The 16,072-nt window shown below is 57.3% G+C and carries 15 protein-coding genes and 1 other annotated feature; of the genes, 13 read left to right on the top strand and 2 right to left on the bottom strand.

What is annotated here, in order from left to right:
* The first annotated feature begins 122 nt into the window (after positions 1-122).
* From AC6CWS_RS03605 to AC6CWS_RS03570, 8 genes are all read left to right on the top strand, one after another.
* On the top strand, positions 123-1,205 hold the full coding sequence (locus AC6CWS_RS03605) for a porin family protein (RefSeq protein WP_023291454.1): 1,083 nt from the start codon (positions 123-125) through the stop codon (positions 1,203-1,205).
* 20 nt (positions 1,206-1,225) lie between these two features.
* Positions 1,226-2,341 carry a BamA/TamA family outer membrane protein gene (locus AC6CWS_RS03600; RefSeq protein ID WP_165476275.1) on the top strand — a complete coding sequence of 372 codons (1,116 nt, stop codon included), beginning with the start codon at positions 1,226-1,228 and terminating at the stop codon, positions 2,339-2,341.
* A gap of 229 nt (positions 2,342-2,570) precedes the next feature.
* Positions 2,571-3,260, top strand: coding sequence for a D-galactonate utilization transcriptional regulator DgoR (gene dgoR / locus AC6CWS_RS03595; protein WP_032454431.1), 690 nt, complete (start codon positions 2,571-2,573; stop codon positions 3,258-3,260).
* A complete protein-coding gene (locus tag AC6CWS_RS03590) occupies positions 3,257-4,135 on the top strand; it encodes a 2-dehydro-3-deoxygalactonokinase (RefSeq protein ID WP_065883532.1) in 879 nt (292 codons plus the stop codon). The genes dgoR and AC6CWS_RS03590 overlap by 4 nt, the downstream gene beginning before the upstream one ends.
* Entirely contained in the window at positions 4,119-4,736 is a 618-nt protein-coding gene (locus AC6CWS_RS03585) for a 2-dehydro-3-deoxy-6-phosphogalactonate aldolase (protein WP_044525097.1), read from the top strand. The genes AC6CWS_RS03590 and AC6CWS_RS03585 overlap by 17 nt, the downstream gene beginning before the upstream one ends.
* Positions 4,733-5,881 carry a galactonate dehydratase gene (dgoD, locus tag AC6CWS_RS03580; protein WP_032454428.1) on the top strand — a complete coding sequence of 383 codons (1,149 nt, stop codon included), beginning with the start codon at positions 4,733-4,735 and terminating at the stop codon, positions 5,879-5,881. Before AC6CWS_RS03585 ends, dgoD begins: the two co-directional genes overlap by 4 nt.
* A gap of 177 nt (positions 5,882-6,058) precedes the next feature.
* Positions 6,059-7,396, top strand: coding sequence for an MFS transporter (locus tag AC6CWS_RS03575; RefSeq protein ID WP_032447014.1), 1,338 nt, complete (start codon positions 6,059-6,061; stop codon positions 7,394-7,396).
* A gap of 51 nt (positions 7,397-7,447) precedes the next feature.
* On the top strand, positions 7,448-8,674 hold the full coding sequence (locus AC6CWS_RS03570) for a YidR family protein (RefSeq protein WP_065883531.1): 1,227 nt from the start codon (positions 7,448-7,450) through the stop codon (positions 8,672-8,674).
* Between the two features lies 1 nt (position 8,675).
* Here the strand turns inward: AC6CWS_RS03570 and AC6CWS_RS03565 are convergent, their stop codons facing one another.
* On the bottom strand, positions 8,676-9,008 hold the full coding sequence (locus AC6CWS_RS03565) for a YceK/YidQ family lipoprotein (RefSeq protein WP_023291451.1): 333 nt from the start codon (positions 9,006-9,008) through the stop codon (positions 8,676-8,678).
* Positions 9,009-9,253: 245 nt separating this feature from the next.
* Positions 9,254-9,330, top strand: a sequence feature (ROSE (Repression Of Heat Shock gene Expression) occurs in the 5'-region of heat shock genes and acts as an RNA thermometer to modulate expression.).
* Between AC6CWS_RS03565 and ibpA the strand changes: the two genes are divergently transcribed.
* The 3 genes from ibpA to AC6CWS_RS03550 all read left to right on the top strand — a co-directional run bounded on the left by ibpA (position 9,324) and on the right by AC6CWS_RS03550 (position 12,089).
* On the top strand, positions 9,324-9,737 hold the full coding sequence (gene ibpA, locus AC6CWS_RS03560; protein ID WP_004151523.1) for a small heat shock chaperone IbpA: 414 nt from the start codon (positions 9,324-9,326) through the stop codon (positions 9,735-9,737). Its footprint overlaps the feature before it by 7 nt.
* Before the next feature lie 116 nt (positions 9,738-9,853).
* Positions 9,854-10,282, top strand: a complete 429-nt coding sequence (ibpB, locus tag AC6CWS_RS03555) for a small heat shock chaperone IbpB (RefSeq protein WP_023291450.1) — start codon at positions 9,854-9,856, stop codon at positions 10,280-10,282.
* A 145-nt stretch (positions 10,283-10,427) separates the two neighbouring features.
* Entirely contained in the window at positions 10,428-12,089 is a 1,662-nt protein-coding gene (locus AC6CWS_RS03550; RefSeq protein ID WP_065883530.1) for a putative transporter, read from the top strand.
* Here AC6CWS_RS03550 and AC6CWS_RS03545 read toward each other — a convergent pair.
* Entirely contained in the window at positions 12,057-12,803 is a 747-nt protein-coding gene (locus AC6CWS_RS03545; protein ID WP_032454424.1) for a GntR family transcriptional regulator, read from the bottom strand. The genes AC6CWS_RS03550 and AC6CWS_RS03545 overlap by 33 nt on opposite strands.
* 298 nt (positions 12,804-13,101) lie before the next feature.
* Between AC6CWS_RS03545 and AC6CWS_RS03540 the strand changes: the two genes are divergently transcribed.
* Both AC6CWS_RS03540 and AC6CWS_RS03535 read left to right on the top strand, forming a co-directional pair.
* Complete coding sequence (locus AC6CWS_RS03540) at positions 13,102-14,724, top strand: alpha-glucoside-specific PTS transporter subunit IIBC (protein ID WP_023291447.1); 1,623 nt, start codon at positions 13,102-13,104, stop codon at positions 14,722-14,724.
* Positions 14,721-16,043 carry a 6-phospho-alpha-glucosidase gene (locus AC6CWS_RS03535; protein ID WP_017899668.1) on the top strand — a complete coding sequence of 441 codons (1,323 nt, stop codon included), beginning with the start codon at positions 14,721-14,723 and terminating at the stop codon, positions 16,041-16,043. Before AC6CWS_RS03540 ends, AC6CWS_RS03535 begins: the two co-directional genes overlap by 4 nt.
* Positions 16,044-16,072: the final 29 nt, after the last annotated feature.

The raw sequence follows: 16,072 nt of genomic DNA, 5'->3' as shown, positions 1-16,072 counted from the left end.
CCTGTCTTCTCTTTTTTCATGAACAGATGTTAATCCGCATTTAAATCCCTTATTCCGCACAGGGGATTCTATAAGCTACCCGCCCTCTTTTTTTGCAATTCAGAACTAACATCAGATTTTTCATGAATAAACGCCATTATTTGATGTTGGTTACGCTGCCATTCGCCTCTGTTCAGATTTGCGCGGCCGCGGAACCAACGACGCCGCTCGAACCAGCGTATGCCTATCACGGCGCCGAGCCCGCGGATCTGCCGGCGCCAGAAAGTCGCCAGCCTGCGGCGACAGCATCGTCCTCGCTACTCCCTTTGCTAGGCGACGAGGCCAGAAAGCGTGGCTACGTCCTGCCGCTGCCGTTTGGCGTCAGCATTAACTATATGGATATGCGGCAGAATATTAATGTCGACAGCATTAGCTTCACCGGCCTGTCGCTGGACGGCCGCAATATCGATTGCGGTAAGGATCCTGTTTGTAAACGCGCCGTGAAGCACATTTTCGGAAATGGGCCGGTCTCGCTGGACAACGCCTTCCAGATTGGCGTCGGTAATACGCGGGAAAGCAGCAAAACCGAGACGCTCAAGCTGGATGCCTGGCTGCTGCCGTTTATGAATGTTTATGGTCTCGTCGGACACACCGAGGGGCACTCCATTTCGCAGATTGCCGTCGGGCTGAAGGGGCCGAACGGCAAAGTGGTGCCGATGCCGGGGATGCAGGACCTCGACTTTCGCCTCGATTTTAAAGGCACCACCTATGGGATGGGCACCACGCTGGTGGGCGGCATCGGCAACTGGTTTACCGTACTGGACGCTAACTACACCCAGACGCGCTTTGATATCCTCGACGGCAGCATCGATGCGTTTACCTTTTCGCCTCGCGTAGGCTATCGTTTCAATACGCCATCGGTCGATGCGCTACATCTCCCGGCCGGAAAGCTGAATCTATGGGTCGGCAGCATGTATCAGGACGTGCAGCAAGAGTTTAAGGGTAGCCTTAACGATCTCTCGATGCCGTCGCCGATGCTGCAAAACATGGTCAACCTGGCCAACCAGGACAATCATGGCCGCTTTGATGTGAAACAGCATCTGCAGTCGCCGTGGAACGTGCTGGTGGGAGCGCAGTATGAGCTGACGCAGAATTTTAATATCACCACGGAGTTTGGTTTTGCCGAGCGTAACAGCTTCTTTATCTCCGGCGAGTATCGCTTTTGAGCCGACCGCTTAACCCTGCTCTGTTGCTTCTGACATGGGCGCTATGCGCGCCGGTCCAGGCGCAGGCCATCAGCCGCGAGCAAATCGACGGCTGGCTGCAGCATCTCGGCGCCAGTGATAGATTCGACGCCAGCAAAGGCATTGACTGGGGCGTGATGCCCGGTCCGTTCTATACGCCGGAGCTGGGGCTGGGCATCGGCACTGCCGTCGTCGGTCTCTACCGTCCCGATCCGCAGGATACCACCAGCCAGAATTCCACGCTGACGCTCAGCGGCTACGCCAGCTCCACCGGCGCCTTCGGCCTTAGCGTGAAAAACTACGCTTTTTTTGACCACGACCGATGGAGAATTTTTGTTGATGGATCGATGGCCAACACCCCGACGTATTTCTGGGGACAAGGCTTTCATGCCGGCGATAAAGACAACGAAAAAGAGAAATATACCGCCCAGGTGCTGACCCTGCGCCCGACGGTCTACCGGCAGCTTATCGACAATGTTTATCTCGGCGCCGGATGGTCGCTGGCGGCGCAGAATGCCGATGAGATGGACCATAACGATCTGCCGAAAATTGAAAATACCCCGCAGGGGCCGTCGGTATTCAGCTCGGGCGCCAGCGTCGCGCTCAACTGGGACGATCGCGACTTCGTCCCCAATCCGCGCCGGGGTCAGTATGCCAACTTCCGTTACACCCACTATGCGCCCGGCTTAGGCAGCGATACCCGCTTTGACGAATTTCAGCTGCACTATAGCCATTATCATGCCCTCAGCGAGAAGAGCGTCCTCGCCTGGGAGGCCGATGGCGCTTTCACCCAGGGCGATGTGCCGTGGAGCATGATGCCCCTGCTGGGCAGCGATGAGCGGATGCGCGGCTACTATCAGGGGCGTTATCGCGACAAAAACGTCGTTAGCAGCCAACTGGAATACCGCCGGCAGCTCACCTGGCGACACGGGATTGTGGCCTGGGCCGGGGCGGGAACCATGGGGCCATCCATGGATTCCCTGAATGACGGACGCTGGCTGCCTTCGGCGGGCGTCGGCTACCGCTTTGAATTCAAACCTCGCGTTAACGTTCGCCTCGACTACGGTATCGGCAAAGGCAGCAGCGGCTTTTACTTCCAGGTTGGCGAAGCGTTTTAACGCGTCCTCCCCTTCTTTTTCTCTCTTATCGCCTCTTGCCAGGGCTGCTGCGTTTTAATTTCCATGGATTGTTCTTTTTGTGATCCAAATTGTAGTACAACACAATAATATTGTACTACAGTACGCTCATGTTGATAACGTACAGCATCACGTTAGTAGTACAAACATGAGGCGAAATTCAGCAGCGACGGTAAAGTAGAGCAGTACACATAGAGCACAAGGACTCTCCATGACTCTCAATAAGACCGATCGCATTGTGATCTCGCTGGGCAGACAAATCGTCAGCGGTAAATACGTTCCCGGTTCGGCGCTTCCGGCCGAAGCGGAACTCTGTGAGGAGTTTGAAACCTCGCGCAACATCATCCGCGAAGTGTTTCGTTCCCTGATGGCGAAGCGGCTGATTGAAATGAAGCGCTATCGCGGCGCGTTTGTCGCCTCCAGAAACCAGTGGAACTACCTCGATACCGAGGTGCTGCAGTGGGTACTGGAAAATGACTATGACCCGCGTCTTATCAGCGCCATGAGTGAAGTGCGCAACCTGGTTGAACCCGCCATCGCACGTTGGGCGGCGGAACGCGCCACCTCAAGCGATCTGGCGGAAATCGAGTCGGCGCTGAATGACATGATTGCTAATAACCAAAACCGGGATGCCTTTAACGAAGCGGATATTCGCTACCACGAGGCGGTGCTGCAGTCAGTACATAATCCGGTTTTGCAGCAGCTTAGCGTGGCGATCAGTTCGCTGCAGCGGGCGGTATTTGAACGGACCTGGATGGGCGATGAAGGCAACATGCCGAAAACGCTCCAGGAACATAAAGCGCTATTTGACGCCATTCGGCATCAGGATAGCGACGCGGCAGAGCAGGCGGCGTTGACGATGATCGCCAGCTCGACACGAAGGCTCAAGGAAATCACATGACGGCTCGCTACATCGCAATAGATTGGGGATCGACGAATTTACGCGCCTGGCTGTACCAGGGCGAAGAATGCCTGGAAAGCAGGCAATCTGAAGCAGGCGTAACGCGCCTGAATGGTCGATCTCCCGCTGCGGTGTTAGCGGAAATCACACAATACTGGCGCGATGGCGCCACACCGGTGGTGATGGCAGGTATGGTCGGTAGCAACGTGGGCTGGAAAATTGCCCCTTATTTGCCGCTTCCTGCCGCTTTCTCGGATATTGGCCAGCAGTTAACTGCCGTTGGCGACAATATCTGGATAATTCCCGGCCTTTGCATTTCCCGTGATGATAACCATAACGTCATGCGCGGGGAAGAAACGCAACTGCTGGGCGCACGCGCCTTAGCCCCTTCGTCTGTCTATGTGATGCCAGGAACCCACTGCAAATGGGTACTGGCCGATCGCCTGCAAATTCACGATTTTCGTACCGTTTTGACCGGTGAGTTGCATCATCTGTTGCTTCAGCACTCGCTGGTGGGCGCCGGCTTGCCGCCGCAGGAAACGTCCGCCGATGCATTCGCGGCCGGTCTGCAGCGCGGTATCAACAACCCCGCCGTCCTGCCGCAGCTGTTTGAAGTGCGCGCTTCGCACGTGCTGGGCGCGTTGCCTCGCGAGCAGGTTAGCGAATTTCTTTCCGGCCTGCTGATTGGCGCTGAAGTGGCCACCCTCAGCGCCACGTTCGCCGGAGAGCAGGCGATTACCCTCGTCGCCGGGTCATCGTTAACGTCCCGCTATCAGCAGGCATTCCGCGCCATTGGCCGCGAAGTCACTGCGGTTGCGGGCGATACGGCATTTCAGACAGGAATAAGGAGCATCGCTTATGCAGTGGCAAACTAACCTTCCGCTTATCGCTATTCTGCGCGGTATTACGCCAGACGAGGCGCTGGCTCACGTTGGCGCCGTTATCGACGCCGGTTTCGACGCGGTCGAAATCCCGCTGAACTCGCCGCAGTGGGAGAAAAGTATTCCGCAGGTCGTCGACGCTTACGGCGAGCAGGCGCTTATCGGCGCGGGCACCGTGCTGCAACCGGAGCAGGTCGATCGGCTGGCGGCCATGGGCTGTCGGCTGATTGTGACGCCAAACATTCAACCGGAAGTGATCCGGCGAGCGGTGGGTTACGGCATGACCGTATGTCCAGGCTGCGCCACCGCCAGCGAAGCTTTCAGCGCGCTCGATGCCGGCGCGCAGGCGCTGAAAATTTTCCCGTCATCGGCTTTTGGCCCGGATTACATCAAAGCGTTGAAAGCCGTGCTGCCGCCCGAGGTTCCGGTCTTTGCCGTCGGCGGCGTGACGCCGGAAAACCTGGCGCAGTGGATTAAAGCCGGCTGTGTGGGGGCTGGGCTGGGGAGCGATCTCTATCGTGCCGGCCAGTCGGTTGAACGTACCGCGCAGCAGGCAGCCGCATTCGTAAAAGCGTATCGAGAGGCAGTGAAATGAAAATAACCAATATCACCACGTACCGTTTACCTCCGCGTTGGATGTTCCTGAAGATTGAAACCGATGAAGGCATCGTCGGCTGGGGAGAACCGGTGATTGAAGGGCGCGCCCGAACGGTGGAAGCCGCCGTTCATGAATTTGGCGATTATCTGATTGGTCAGGATCCGGCGCGGATTAATGACCTGTGGCAGGTGATGTACCGCGGCGGCTTTTATCGCGGCGGTCCGATTATGATGAGCGCCATCGCCGGTATTGACCAGGCGTTATGGGATATTAAAGGTAAGGTCCTGAATGCCCCGGTCTGGCAACTGATGGGCGGGCTGGTGCGCGACAAAATTAAAGCCTACAGCTGGGTGGGCGGCGACCGCCCCGCCGAAGTGATTGACGGGATTAAGAAGCTGCGCGGCATTGGTTTCGATACCTTTAAATTAAACGGCTGCGAAGAGATGGGCATCATTGATAATTCCCGCGCGGTTGATGCCGCGGTGAATACCGTGGCGCAAATCCGCGAAGCGTTTGGCAATGAAATTGAGTTTGGCCTCGATTTTCATGGTCGGGTAAGCGCGCCGATGGCCAAAGTATTAATTAAAGAGCTGGAACCGTATCGCCCATTATTTATTGAGGAGCCGGTATTAGCCGAGCAGGCGGAATATTATCCGCGGCTGGCGGCGCAAACGCATATCCCTATTGCCGCCGGCGAACGTATGTTTTCGCGTTTTGAATTTAAACGGGTCCTTGAAGCGGGCGGGGTGGCTATTTTACAACCCGATCTGTCGCACGCAGGCGGTATTACCGAATGCTATAAAATTGCCGGCATGGCGGAAGCCTATGACGTTGGGCTGGCACCGCACTGTCCGCTGGGGCCGATCGCACTGGCAGCCTGTCTGCACGTTGATTTCGTTTCGCATAACGCGGTCTTCCAGGAGCAGAGCATGGGGATCCACTACAACAAAGGCGCCGAACTGCTTGATTTTGTGAAAAACAAAGAAGATTTCAATATGGAAGGCGGCTTCTTTAAACCATTGACGAAGCCGGGGCTGGGCGTGGAAATTGATGAGGCCCGCGTGATTGAGTTAAGTAAAAACGCGCCGGACTGGCGAAACCCGTTGTGGCGGTATGAGGATGGCTCTGTCGCCGAATGGTAAATGCGCGTCATACTTCGCGCTGGTGATGCGTTGGCTGCATTTTCTTACCCTGGTCACATACGATTGTATGCTCCCAGGGATGCGAAAATTTGCCGCCTTTCCCTAGCACAAATTATTTAGCGCATCGCAACATAGTTATTAATACAAAACAAAAACACCCTCTGTAAATTACCGGGCATGGTGAGCGGCTTCGCTATGCCCAAAATCTGGAGACAGATTGCGATGGATATTTCAGTTACCGCTGTAAAAACCGGGCGTCGCCGTTATCTGACGCTCATCATGATCTTTATTACCGTGGTTATTTGTTATGTTGACCGCGCCAACCTCGCCGTCGCCTCGGCGCATATTCAGGAGGAGTTTGGTATTAGCAAAGCGGAAATGGGCTACGTATTTTCCGCCTTTGCCTGGCTGTATACCCTCTGCCAGATCCCGGGCGGTTGGTTCCTTGACCGCGTGGGGTCCCGGCTTACCTACTTTATCGCCATCTTTGGCTGGTCTGTAGCCACGTTGCTACAAGGCTTCGCCACCGGCTTAATGTCGCTCATAGGCCTGCGCGCTATCACCGGGATCTTCGAAGCACCAGCCTTTCCAACCAATAACCGCATGGTGACCAGCTGGTTCCCGGAGCATGAACGCGCCTCCGCCGTCGGGTTTTATACCTCGGGGCAATTTGTTGGCCTGGCTTTCTTAACGCCGCTGCTGATTTGGATCCAGGAGCTATTGAGCTGGCACTGGGTGTTTATTGTTACCGGCGGTATCGGCATTATCTGGTCGCTGATCTGGTTCAAGGTTTATCAACCGCCGCGGCTGACCAAAAGCATCAGCAAAGCCGAACTCGACTATATTCGCGACGGCGGCGGCCTGGTGGATGGCGATGCGCCGGTGAAGAAAGAGGCGCGTCAACCGTTATCGAAAGCGGACTGGAAGCTGGTCTTTCATCGCAAGCTGGTCGGTGTTTACCTTGGGCAGTTTGCGGTAACCTCGACGCTGTGGTTCTTCCTGACCTGGTTCCCGAACTACTTAACCCAGGAAAAAGGCATTACCGCGCTGAAGGCCGGTTTTATGACCACGGTGCCCTTCCTCGCTGCGTTTTTTGGCGTCCTGCTCTCTGGTTGGCTGGCGGATAAACTGGTGAAAAAAGGCTATTCGCTGGGCGTGGCGCGTAAAACGCCGATCATCTGCGGACTGCTGATCTCCACCTGCATCATGGGGGCGAACTACACCAACGACCCGGTATGGATTATGGCGCTGATGGCGCTGGCATTCTTCGGTAACGGTTTTGCCTCCATTACCTGGTCGCTGGTCTCATCCCTGGCGCCGATGCGCCTGATCGGTCTAACCGGAGGCGTGTTTAACTTTGTTGGCGGCCTGGGGGGCATCACCGTACCGCTCGTGATTGGCTATCTGGCGCAGGATTACGGCTTTGGCCCGGCGTTGGTCTATATCTCCGTGGTGGCGCTGATAGGCGCGCTGTCTTATATCCTGCTGGTCGGCGATGTGAAACGTGTAGGCTAAATTTTTGCGATACGCTACCCTGATGCGTAAGTCTCGCATCAGGGTATCGTTATGAAACAAGTCACTTTTGCTCCCCGTCATCATCAGCTTACCAATGTTAATACCTGGACCCCCGACAGCCAGTGGCTGGTGTTCGACGTCCGCCCGTCCGGTGCGTCGTTCACCGGCGAGACCATTGAGCGAGTGAACGTAACCAGCGGCGCGGTGGAGACCATTTATCGTGCCACGCAAGGCGCGCACGTGGGCGTGGTGACCGTGCATCCAACCCAGGAGCGCTACGTGTTCATTCACGGCCCCGAGCGGCCGGATGCGCAATGGCAGTATGATTTTCATCACCGCCGCGGAGTGGTGGCCTTTCAGGATACCGTCGAGAATCTGGACGCCATGGACATTACTGCCCCTTACACCCCCGGGGCGCTGCGCGGCGGCAGCCACGTCCATGTCTATAGCCCCAACGGCCAGCTGGTCAGTTTTACCTACAACGATCATGTGCTGCACGAGCGCGACCCGGCGCTGGATCTGCGCAACGTCGGCGTGGCCGCGCCGTATGGACCCGTGACGCCGCCGGGCCACCATCCGCGCGAATATGGCGGCAGCCACTGGTGCGTGCTGGTGAGCCGCACGACGCCGACTCCCGCGCCGGGCAGCGATGAGATTAATCGCGCCTATGAAGAGGGCTGGGTCGGGAACCATGCGCTGGCGTTTATTGGCGATACGCTGGCGGAAAACGGCGACAAAGTCCCGGAGCTGTTTATTGTCGAGCTGCCGCAGGATGAAGCCAGCTGGAAGCAGCCCGGCGGGGAGCCGCTGGCCGGTACCGCAACCACGATGCCCGCGCCGCCGGCGGGCGTCAGTCAGCGTCGTTTGACCTTCACCCACCATCACCGTTATCCGGGGCTGGTGAATATTCCACGTCACTGGGTGCGCGCCAATCCACAGGCTACGAGCATCGCCTTCCTGATGCGCGACGACGCCGGTGTGGTGCAGCTGTGGCTGATTTCCCCACAGGGGGGCGAGCCGCGGCAGTTGACGCATCACACGTCGGGTATCCAGTCAGCGTTTAACTGGCACCCGTCGGGAGAGTGGCTGGGCTTTGTACTGGAGGGGCGGATTGCCTGCTGTCATGCCGGCACAGGCGATATCACCTTTTTAACCGAGGCGCATGCTCATGCGCCCTCGGCGGACGCGATCGTCTTTTCGCCAGACGGTAAACAGATTGCCTGGATGGAGGAGGTGGACGGTTATCGCCAGCTGTGGGTCACGCAGACCGGGCGATAACTTACTGGGCAGGCATCGGCGCTGGCGGGATCACCGAGTTGGTCGCCAGCGTGGCCTTCTCGCTCTTTTCGACCCGAGATTTGATTGAGCTGTCGGTGCGGAACATATCCCACGGCAGCAGCAGGGTATCCATGACGGCGGTGAACGGCATGTCCAGCGCCACCAGCGATTTCACACCCCAGTTGGTATTGTTGTCCCCCAGCGTTTGCGCACTGGATCGCGTGCCCGGATAGGTTCCCTCTTTGCCACCGGTATGTGACATTACGCTGGAGCAACCGCTCAGGCTTATTATCCCGCTGAACAGGACCAGCTTTAACAGTCGTCTGCTTTTCATTGTTCTTCCATCGTCGTTTCGGGCGTTGAGATAACCTTTTAGCGGTTATATCGGGCCATCCCGTGAATGCATAGCGTTATTGCGCCGCACTGTGGCGGGCATCGCACTTTGCTTTTTGTGCTCCTCCCCCCAGTCTAAGCAATCATCGGCAAACTGCAAAAAAAAACGCCCTCAATCCCTTGAAAAGCACGGGGAGAAACCCATTTTATAGGTGTAACCCACTGAGAATACGCCTGAGGGGTATTCCGGATTACCGCGGCCTGTCCACGATGGAAGGTCATTTTGATTCTCGCTGATTTTCAGGAGCTATTTATTATGCGTAACTTCGATCTCTCCCCGCTTTATCGTTCAGCCATTGGTTTCGACCGCCTGTTTAACCTGCTGGAAAACAATCAAAGCCAGAGCAATGGCGGCTACCCTCCGTATAACGTCGAGCTGGTAGACGAAAACCACTATCGCATCGCTATCGCGGTGGCTGGCTTTGCTGAAAGCGAGCTGGAGATCACCGCCCAGGACAATCTGCTGATCGTCAAAGGCGCCCACGCTGCCGAGCAGAAAGAGCGGACCTACCTGTATCAGGGGATCGCCGAGCGTAACTTCGAGCGCAAATTCCAGCTGGCGGAAAACATTCATGTCCGCGGCGCCAACCTGGTAAACGGTCTGCTGTATATCGATCTGGAACGGGTGATCCCGGAAGCGAACAAGCCGCGCCGTATCGAAATCAACTAATTGTCCCTCTCAGGCCGCGTGGCGGCCTGATGTAACAACCTGCTCGCCGTCAGGGAGCATATGCGAATTCGCGCAATTCGCAGACATTCACTCGCTTCACAGAAGGAGAAAACAGTATGCGTAACTACGATTTATCCCCCCTGCTGCGTCAATGGATCGGTTTTGACAAACTGGCCAGCGCCCTGCAAACCGCCGGTGAAAGCCAGAGCTTCCCGCCCTATAACATCGAAAAAAGCGACGATAACCACTACCGCATTACCCTTGCGCTGGCCGGTTTCCGTCAGGAAGATCTGGATATTCAGCTGGAAGGCACCCGCCTGGTGGTAAAAGGCACGCCGCAGCAGCCGGAAAAAGAGACCACCTGGCTGCACCAAGGGCTGGTGAGCCAGGCCTTCAGCCTGAGCTTCACCCTCGCCGACAACATGGAGGTCTCTGGCGCGACCTTCACCAACGGTCTGCTGCATATCGATCTGACCCGCCATGAGCCTGAGCAGATCGCCCCGCAGCGCATCGCCATCAGCGAACGACCGGCGTTAAATAGCTAATAAAGCAAACTATTGATAAAGCCCCGATTTTCGGGGCTTTTTTGTGCCGGTCTGTTTGCTGGTATTGTGCGCCAGGCTGCATACAACCCGTCTGGCAGCGGTCATAATCCCTGTTAATAGTAATGTTATTCACAGGGACGATACCATGAGTGAGATAGCATTGACGGTCAGCGTACTGGCGCTGGTGGCGGTGATTGGGCTGTGGATCGGCAATGTCAAAATCCGCGGCGTCGGCTTTGGTATTGGCGGCGTGTTGTTTGGCGGCATTATCGTCGGCCACTTTGTCGATCAGGCGGGAGTCGCCCTCAGCAGCCCGATGCTGCATTTTATTCAGGAATTCGGCTTGATCCTGTTTGTCTACACCATCGGTATCCAGGTGGGGCCGGGCTTTTTCGCCTCGCTGCGGGTCTCAGGCCTGCGGCTCAATCTTTTCGCTATCCTGATCGTGATTCTTGGCGGCCTGGTCACGGCGGTGCTGCATAAACTGTTCAATATTCCTCTCCCGGTGGTGCTTGGCATCTTCTCCGGCGCGGTGACCAACACGCCGGCGCTGGGGGCCGGGCAGCAAATCCTGCGCGATCTCGGGGTGCCGTTCGAGGTGGTCGATCAGATGGGGATGAGCTATGCGATGGCGTATCCGTTCGGCATCTGCGGCATTCTGCTGACCATGTGGCTGGTGCGCCTGTTCTTTCGCATCAATGTTGAGAAAGAGGCTCAGCAATTTGAGGAGAGCAGCGGCAACGGCCATGCCCATTTGCACACCATCAACGTGCGGGTGGAGAACCCCAACCTCAATCAGATGGCGATTCAGGATGTGCCGATGCTCAACAGCGACAATATCGTCTGTTCGCGACTGAAGCGCGGTGAGCTGCTAATGGTGCCTGCGCCGGGCACCCTTATCCAGGCCGGCGATCTGCTGCACCTGGTGGGGCGGCCGGAGGATCTGCACAATGCGCAACTGGTGATCGGCCAGGAGGTGGCCACCTCGCTGTCGACGCGCGGCACCGACCTGAAGGTTGAGCGGGTGGTGGTGACTAACGAGAAAGTGCTGGGGAAGAAAATACGCGATCTGCACGTCAAACAGCGCTATGACGTCGTGATCTCCCGGCTTAATCGCGCTGGCGTCGAGCTGGTGGCCAGCAGCAGCGCCAGCCTGCAGTTTGGCGATATTCTCAACCTGGTCGGCCGTCCGGAGGCGATTGACGCCGTGGCCGCCGAGCTGGGTAACGCCCAGCAGAAGCTGCAGCAGGTTCAGATGCTGCCGGTATTTATCGGCATCGGTCTCGGGGTACTGCTGGGATCTATCCCGTTGTTTATTCCCGGCTTCCCCGCCGCCCTGAAGCTCGGGTTGGCCGGGGGGCCGCTGATTATGGCGCTGATTCTCGGGCGCATCGGGTGCATCGGCAAGCTGTACTGGTTTATGCCGCCGAGCGCCAACCTGGCGCTGCGCGAGCTGGGGATCGTGCTGTTTCTGGCGGTGGTCGGGCTGAAATCGGGGGGCGACTTTGTGGCGACCCTTACCCAGGGCGATGGCCTGAGCTGGATCGCTTACGGCATTTTCATCACCGCCATCCCGCTGCTGACGGTAGGCATTCTCGCGCGGATGCTGGCGAAAATGAACTATCTGACGCTGTGCGGCATGCTGGCCGGCTCGATGACCGACCCGCCGGCGCTGGCCTTCGCCAACAATCTGCACGCCACCAGCGGCGCGGCGGCGCTCTCTTACGCTACCGTCTATCCGCTGGTGATGTTCCTGCGGATTATCACCCCGCAGCTACTCGCCGTGCTGTTCTGGGGGCTGAGCTAGCGGGCTGTGCGCCTGGACGCGGCGCAGATGGTAGTCCACCTGATACTCGCTGGCGTTGCGGAACATGACCGAATAGTTAAGAAACTCGCCGCTGTCGCTGTAGGAAAGGGAGGTAATCCGCAGCAGCGGCGTCTGCTCCGGAACGTTCATTGAGCGCGCCAGCTGCCTGTCCGCCAGCACCGGCGTCAGGGTCTCATAGTTCCCGCTGATGATGATCCCGCACTCCTTCTCAATATAATCAAATTTCGATCCCTCCAGATGGCTCAGCGACAGGTTACGGAACAGCTTCACCGGCATATAGCTATCCTCCAGCATCAGCGGCTTGCCGTCGACGAAGCGCACCCGCCGCGAGAAGTAGATCCGTTCATCAATTTTAATTCGCAGCAGGCTGGCGATGGCCGGCGGGGCAGGCATCACTTCGAAGGCCAGCACCTGGCTTACCACCTCTTTACCCTGCTTGCGCAGCACTTCCGCCAGGCCGGTGAGATTGCTGGTTTCATGATGGACGTCTTTACGCGCCACGTAGGTCCCCGAGCCGTGGCGACGGACCACCAACCCCCAGTCCACCAGCAGGTCGATGGCTTTGCGGATGGTCATGCGCGCCACCCCGAACTCCTCGGCCAGTTTTTTCTCTCCCGGCAGCGGGCTGCCGATGGAGAAGTCGGCAGAATTCAGCCGCAGCCGCAGGCGGTCAGCAATGGATTTGTAGATCACCAGTAGTCCTCTTGTACAGGAAAGAGCGAGGTTATTTTCTTCACCTGTTATTAAAAAATAAGTTTTAAGACAGCAGGTTATTATCCATTCATTAGATCGATTTCATCCTTTGGCTTATCGATGTCTAACTTTTGTTAACGAAGTAGACAACTTTGGCCAAATTAAAACCATGAAAGCGATCACGAATCGCAACGGCGCGGCATGTTGTTGGACGGGCAAATTCCTATTCTCGAGTGAGGCCGGTAATCAAGAAAAAGAAGGCCATTCACCCTACGAGTTGTTACATGAGGATTTCCCAATGCTCAGTCAAATACAACGCTTTGGCGGCGCCATGTTTACCCCGGTTTTATTGTTTCCTTTCGCCGGGATCGTGGTCGGTATCGCCATTATGTTGCGCAACCCGATGTTCGTCGGCGAAGCGCTGACCGCACCCGACAGCCTGTTTGCACAGATCGTTCACATCATCGAAGAGGGCGGCTGGACCGTCTTTCGTAATATGCCGCTGATTTTCGCCGTCGGCTTGCCGATTGGCCTGGCGAAGCAGGCCCAGGGCCGGGCCTGTCTGGCGGTACTGGTGAGCTTTCTCACCTGGAACTACTTTATTAACGCCATGGGGATGACCTGGGGCCACTTCTTCGGCGTCGACTTTTCCGTTGAACCCACGGCCGGCAGCGGCCTGACGATGATTGCCGGGATTAAAACCCTCGACACCAGCATTATCGGGGCGATCGTCATCTCCGGCCTGGTGACGGCTCTGCATAATCGCTATTTCGATAAACCCCTGCCGGTGTTCCTTGGTATCTTCCAGGGCTCATCGTTTGTGGTCATTGTCGCCTTCCTCGCGATGATCCCCTGCGCCTGGCTGACGCTGCTCGGCTGGCCAAAAGTCCAGCTGGGTATTGAATCGCTACAGGCCTTCCTGCGCTCTGCCGGCGCGCTCGGGGTGTGGGTCTACATCTTCCTTGAGCGCATTCTGATCCCCACCGGTCTGCATCACTTCGTCTATGGCCCGTTCATCTTTGGCCCGGCGGTAGTGGAGGGCGGACTGCAGGTCTACTGGGCAGAGCATCTGCAGGCGTTCAGCCAGAGTACGGAACCGCTGAAGACGCTGTTCCCGGAGGGCGGCTTTGCCCTGCACGGTAACTCGAAAGTGTTTGGTTCGGTGGGCATTGCGCTGGCGCTCTACTTCACCGCCGCGCCGGAAAATCGCGTCAAGGTCGCCGGCCTGCTGATCCCCGCCACGTTGACCGCGATGCTGGTCGGGATCACCGAGCCGCTGGAATTCACCTTCCTGTTCATCTCGCCGCTGCTGTTCGCCGTCCACGCGGTGCTGGCGGCGTCCATGGCGACGGTGATGTACATCTGCGGGGTGGTGGGCAATTTCGGCGGCGGCCTGCTCGACCAGTTCTTGCCGCAAAACTGGATCCCGATGTTCCATCACCACGCCTCGATGATGTTCATTCAGATAGGTATTGGTCTCTGTTTCACCGCCCTCTACTTCGTGGTCTTCCGCACCCTGATCCTGCGTCTGAACCTGAAGACGCCGGGCCGGGAAGAGAGCGAAATCAAGCTCTACAGCAAGGCTGATTATCAGGCGGCGCGGGGTAAAACCACGGCGGCAGCCGCGCCAGAGACCCGGCTGGGCCAGGCCGCTGGCTTCCTGCAGGCCCTCGGCGGCGCCAGCAACATTGAAAGTATCAACAACTGCGCCACCCGACTGCGCATCGCGCTGGTCGATATGGCGAAAACGCAAAGTGACGACGTCTTTAAAGCGCTGGGCGCCCACGGGGTAGTACGCCGCGGCAACGGGATTCAGGTCATCGTCGGCCTGCACGTTCCCCAGGTGCGCGACCAGCTGGAAAACCTGATGAAAGATTCTCTTTCGACCGAACATACCACCATGACGGAGGCAGTATCATGAAAAAATTCTCAGTTGTTATCGCAGGCGGCGGCAGCACCTTCACTCCGGGCATTGTCCTGATGCTGCTGGCAAACCAGGATCGTTTTCCGCTGCGGTCGCTGAAATTTTACGACAACGACGGTGCGCGCCAGGAGACCATCGCCGAGGCGTGCAAAGTGATCCTCAAAGAGCAGGCGCCGGAGATTGAATTCAGCTATACCACCGATCCGCAGGCGGCGTTTACCGATGTTGATTTCGTCATGGCGCATATCCGCGTCGGGAAATATCCGATGCGTGAACAGGATGAGAAAATCCCGCTGCGCCACGGCGTGCTGGGCCAGGAGACCTGCGGACCGGGCGGGATCGCCTACGGTATGCGCTCTATCGGCGGCGTGCTGGAGCTGGTGGATTATATGGAAAAATATTCGCCGAACGCCTGGATGCTCAACTACTCCAACCCGGCGGCGATTGTGGCGGAAGCCACCCGCCGTCTGCGGCCAAACGCCAAAATCCTCAACATCTGCGATATGCCGATTGGCATTGAAGGGCGGATGGCGCAGATTGTTGGCCTCAAAGACCGTAAACAGATGCGCGTGCGCTACTACGGCCTTAACCACTTCGGCTGGTGGACTTCGATTGAGGATCTCGACGGCAACGATTTGATGCCGAAACTGCGCGAATATGTGGCGAAATACGGCTATGTGCCGCCTTCTAACGACCCGCATACCGAGGCCAGCTGGAACGACACCTTTGCCAAAGCGAAAGATGTGCAGGCGCTGGATCCGCAGACCATGCCGAATACCTATCTGAAATATTATCTGTTCCCGGACTACGTGGTGGCCCACTCCAACCCGGAACGCACCCGCGCCAATGAGGTGATGGATCATCGTGAGAAAAACGTCTTCAGCGCCTGCCGGGCGATTATTGCCGCCGGGAAATCCTCCGCTGGCGATTTGGAAATTGACGAACACGCGTCGTATATCGTCGATCTGGCGACGGCCATCGCCTTTAACACCCAGGAAAGGATGCTGCTGATTGTGCCGAACAACGGCGCGATCCATAACTTTGACGCTGACGCGATGGTGGAAATTCCTTGCCTGGTGGGTCACAACGGGCCGGAGCCGCTGACGGTCGGCGACATCCCGCACTTCCAGAAAGGGATGATGAGCCAGCAGGTGGCGGTGGAAAAACTGGTGGTCGATGCCTGGGAACAGCGCTCTTACCACAAGCTGTGGCAAGCGATTACCCTGTCGAAAACCGTGCCGAGTGCCTCGGTGGCAAAAGCGATCCTCGACGACCTGATTGCCGCCAACAAAGATTACTGGCCGGAGCTGCATTAATCCCCGCCGTTGACCGGCGCCCTGCGGGG

The organism is Klebsiella sp. M041 (genome assembly GCF_059759695.1).
The sequence above is the reverse complement of the archived record's forward strand: the minus strand, read 5'-3'. Positions and strand labels throughout refer to the sequence as shown.

What these genes read in the sequence shown, in the direction of transcription:
- AC6CWS_RS03565 (WP_023291451.1), bottom strand. Translation starts at nt 9,008, where the DNA reads ATGAAAAGCAGACGACTGTTAAAGCTGGTCCTGTTCAGCGGGATAATA.
- AC6CWS_RS03575 (WP_032447014.1), top strand. Translation starts at nt 6,059, where the DNA reads ATGGTGAGCGGCTTCGCTATGCCCAAAATCTGGAGACAGATTGCGATG.
- AC6CWS_RS03550 (WP_065883530.1), top strand. Translation starts at nt 10,428, where the DNA reads ATGAGTGAGATAGCATTGACGGTCAGCGTACTGGCGCTGGTGGCGGTG.
- dgoR (WP_032454431.1), top strand. Translation starts at nt 2,571, where the DNA reads ATGACTCTCAATAAGACCGATCGCATTGTGATCTCGCTGGGCAGACAA.
- ibpB (WP_023291450.1), top strand. Translation starts at nt 9,854, where the DNA reads ATGCGTAACTACGATTTATCCCCCCTGCTGCGTCAATGGATCGGTTTT.
- ibpA (WP_004151523.1), top strand. Translation starts at nt 9,324, where the DNA reads ATGCGTAACTTCGATCTCTCCCCGCTTTATCGTTCAGCCATTGGTTTC.
- AC6CWS_RS03535 (WP_017899668.1), top strand. Translation starts at nt 14,721, where the DNA reads ATGAAAAAATTCTCAGTTGTTATCGCAGGCGGCGGCAGCACCTTCACT.
- AC6CWS_RS03585 (WP_044525097.1), top strand. Translation starts at nt 4,119, where the DNA reads ATGCAGTGGCAAACTAACCTTCCGCTTATCGCTATTCTGCGCGGTATT.
- AC6CWS_RS03590 (WP_065883532.1), top strand. Translation starts at nt 3,257, where the DNA reads ATGACGGCTCGCTACATCGCAATAGATTGGGGATCGACGAATTTACGC.
- AC6CWS_RS03540 (WP_023291447.1), top strand. Translation starts at nt 13,102, where the DNA reads ATGCTCAGTCAAATACAACGCTTTGGCGGCGCCATGTTTACCCCGGTT.
- AC6CWS_RS03570 (WP_065883531.1), top strand. Translation starts at nt 7,448, where the DNA reads ATGAAACAAGTCACTTTTGCTCCCCGTCATCATCAGCTTACCAATGTT.
- dgoD (WP_032454428.1), top strand. Translation starts at nt 4,733, where the DNA reads ATGAAAATAACCAATATCACCACGTACCGTTTACCTCCGCGTTGGATG.
- AC6CWS_RS03605 (WP_023291454.1), top strand. Translation starts at nt 123, where the DNA reads ATGAATAAACGCCATTATTTGATGTTGGTTACGCTGCCATTCGCCTCT.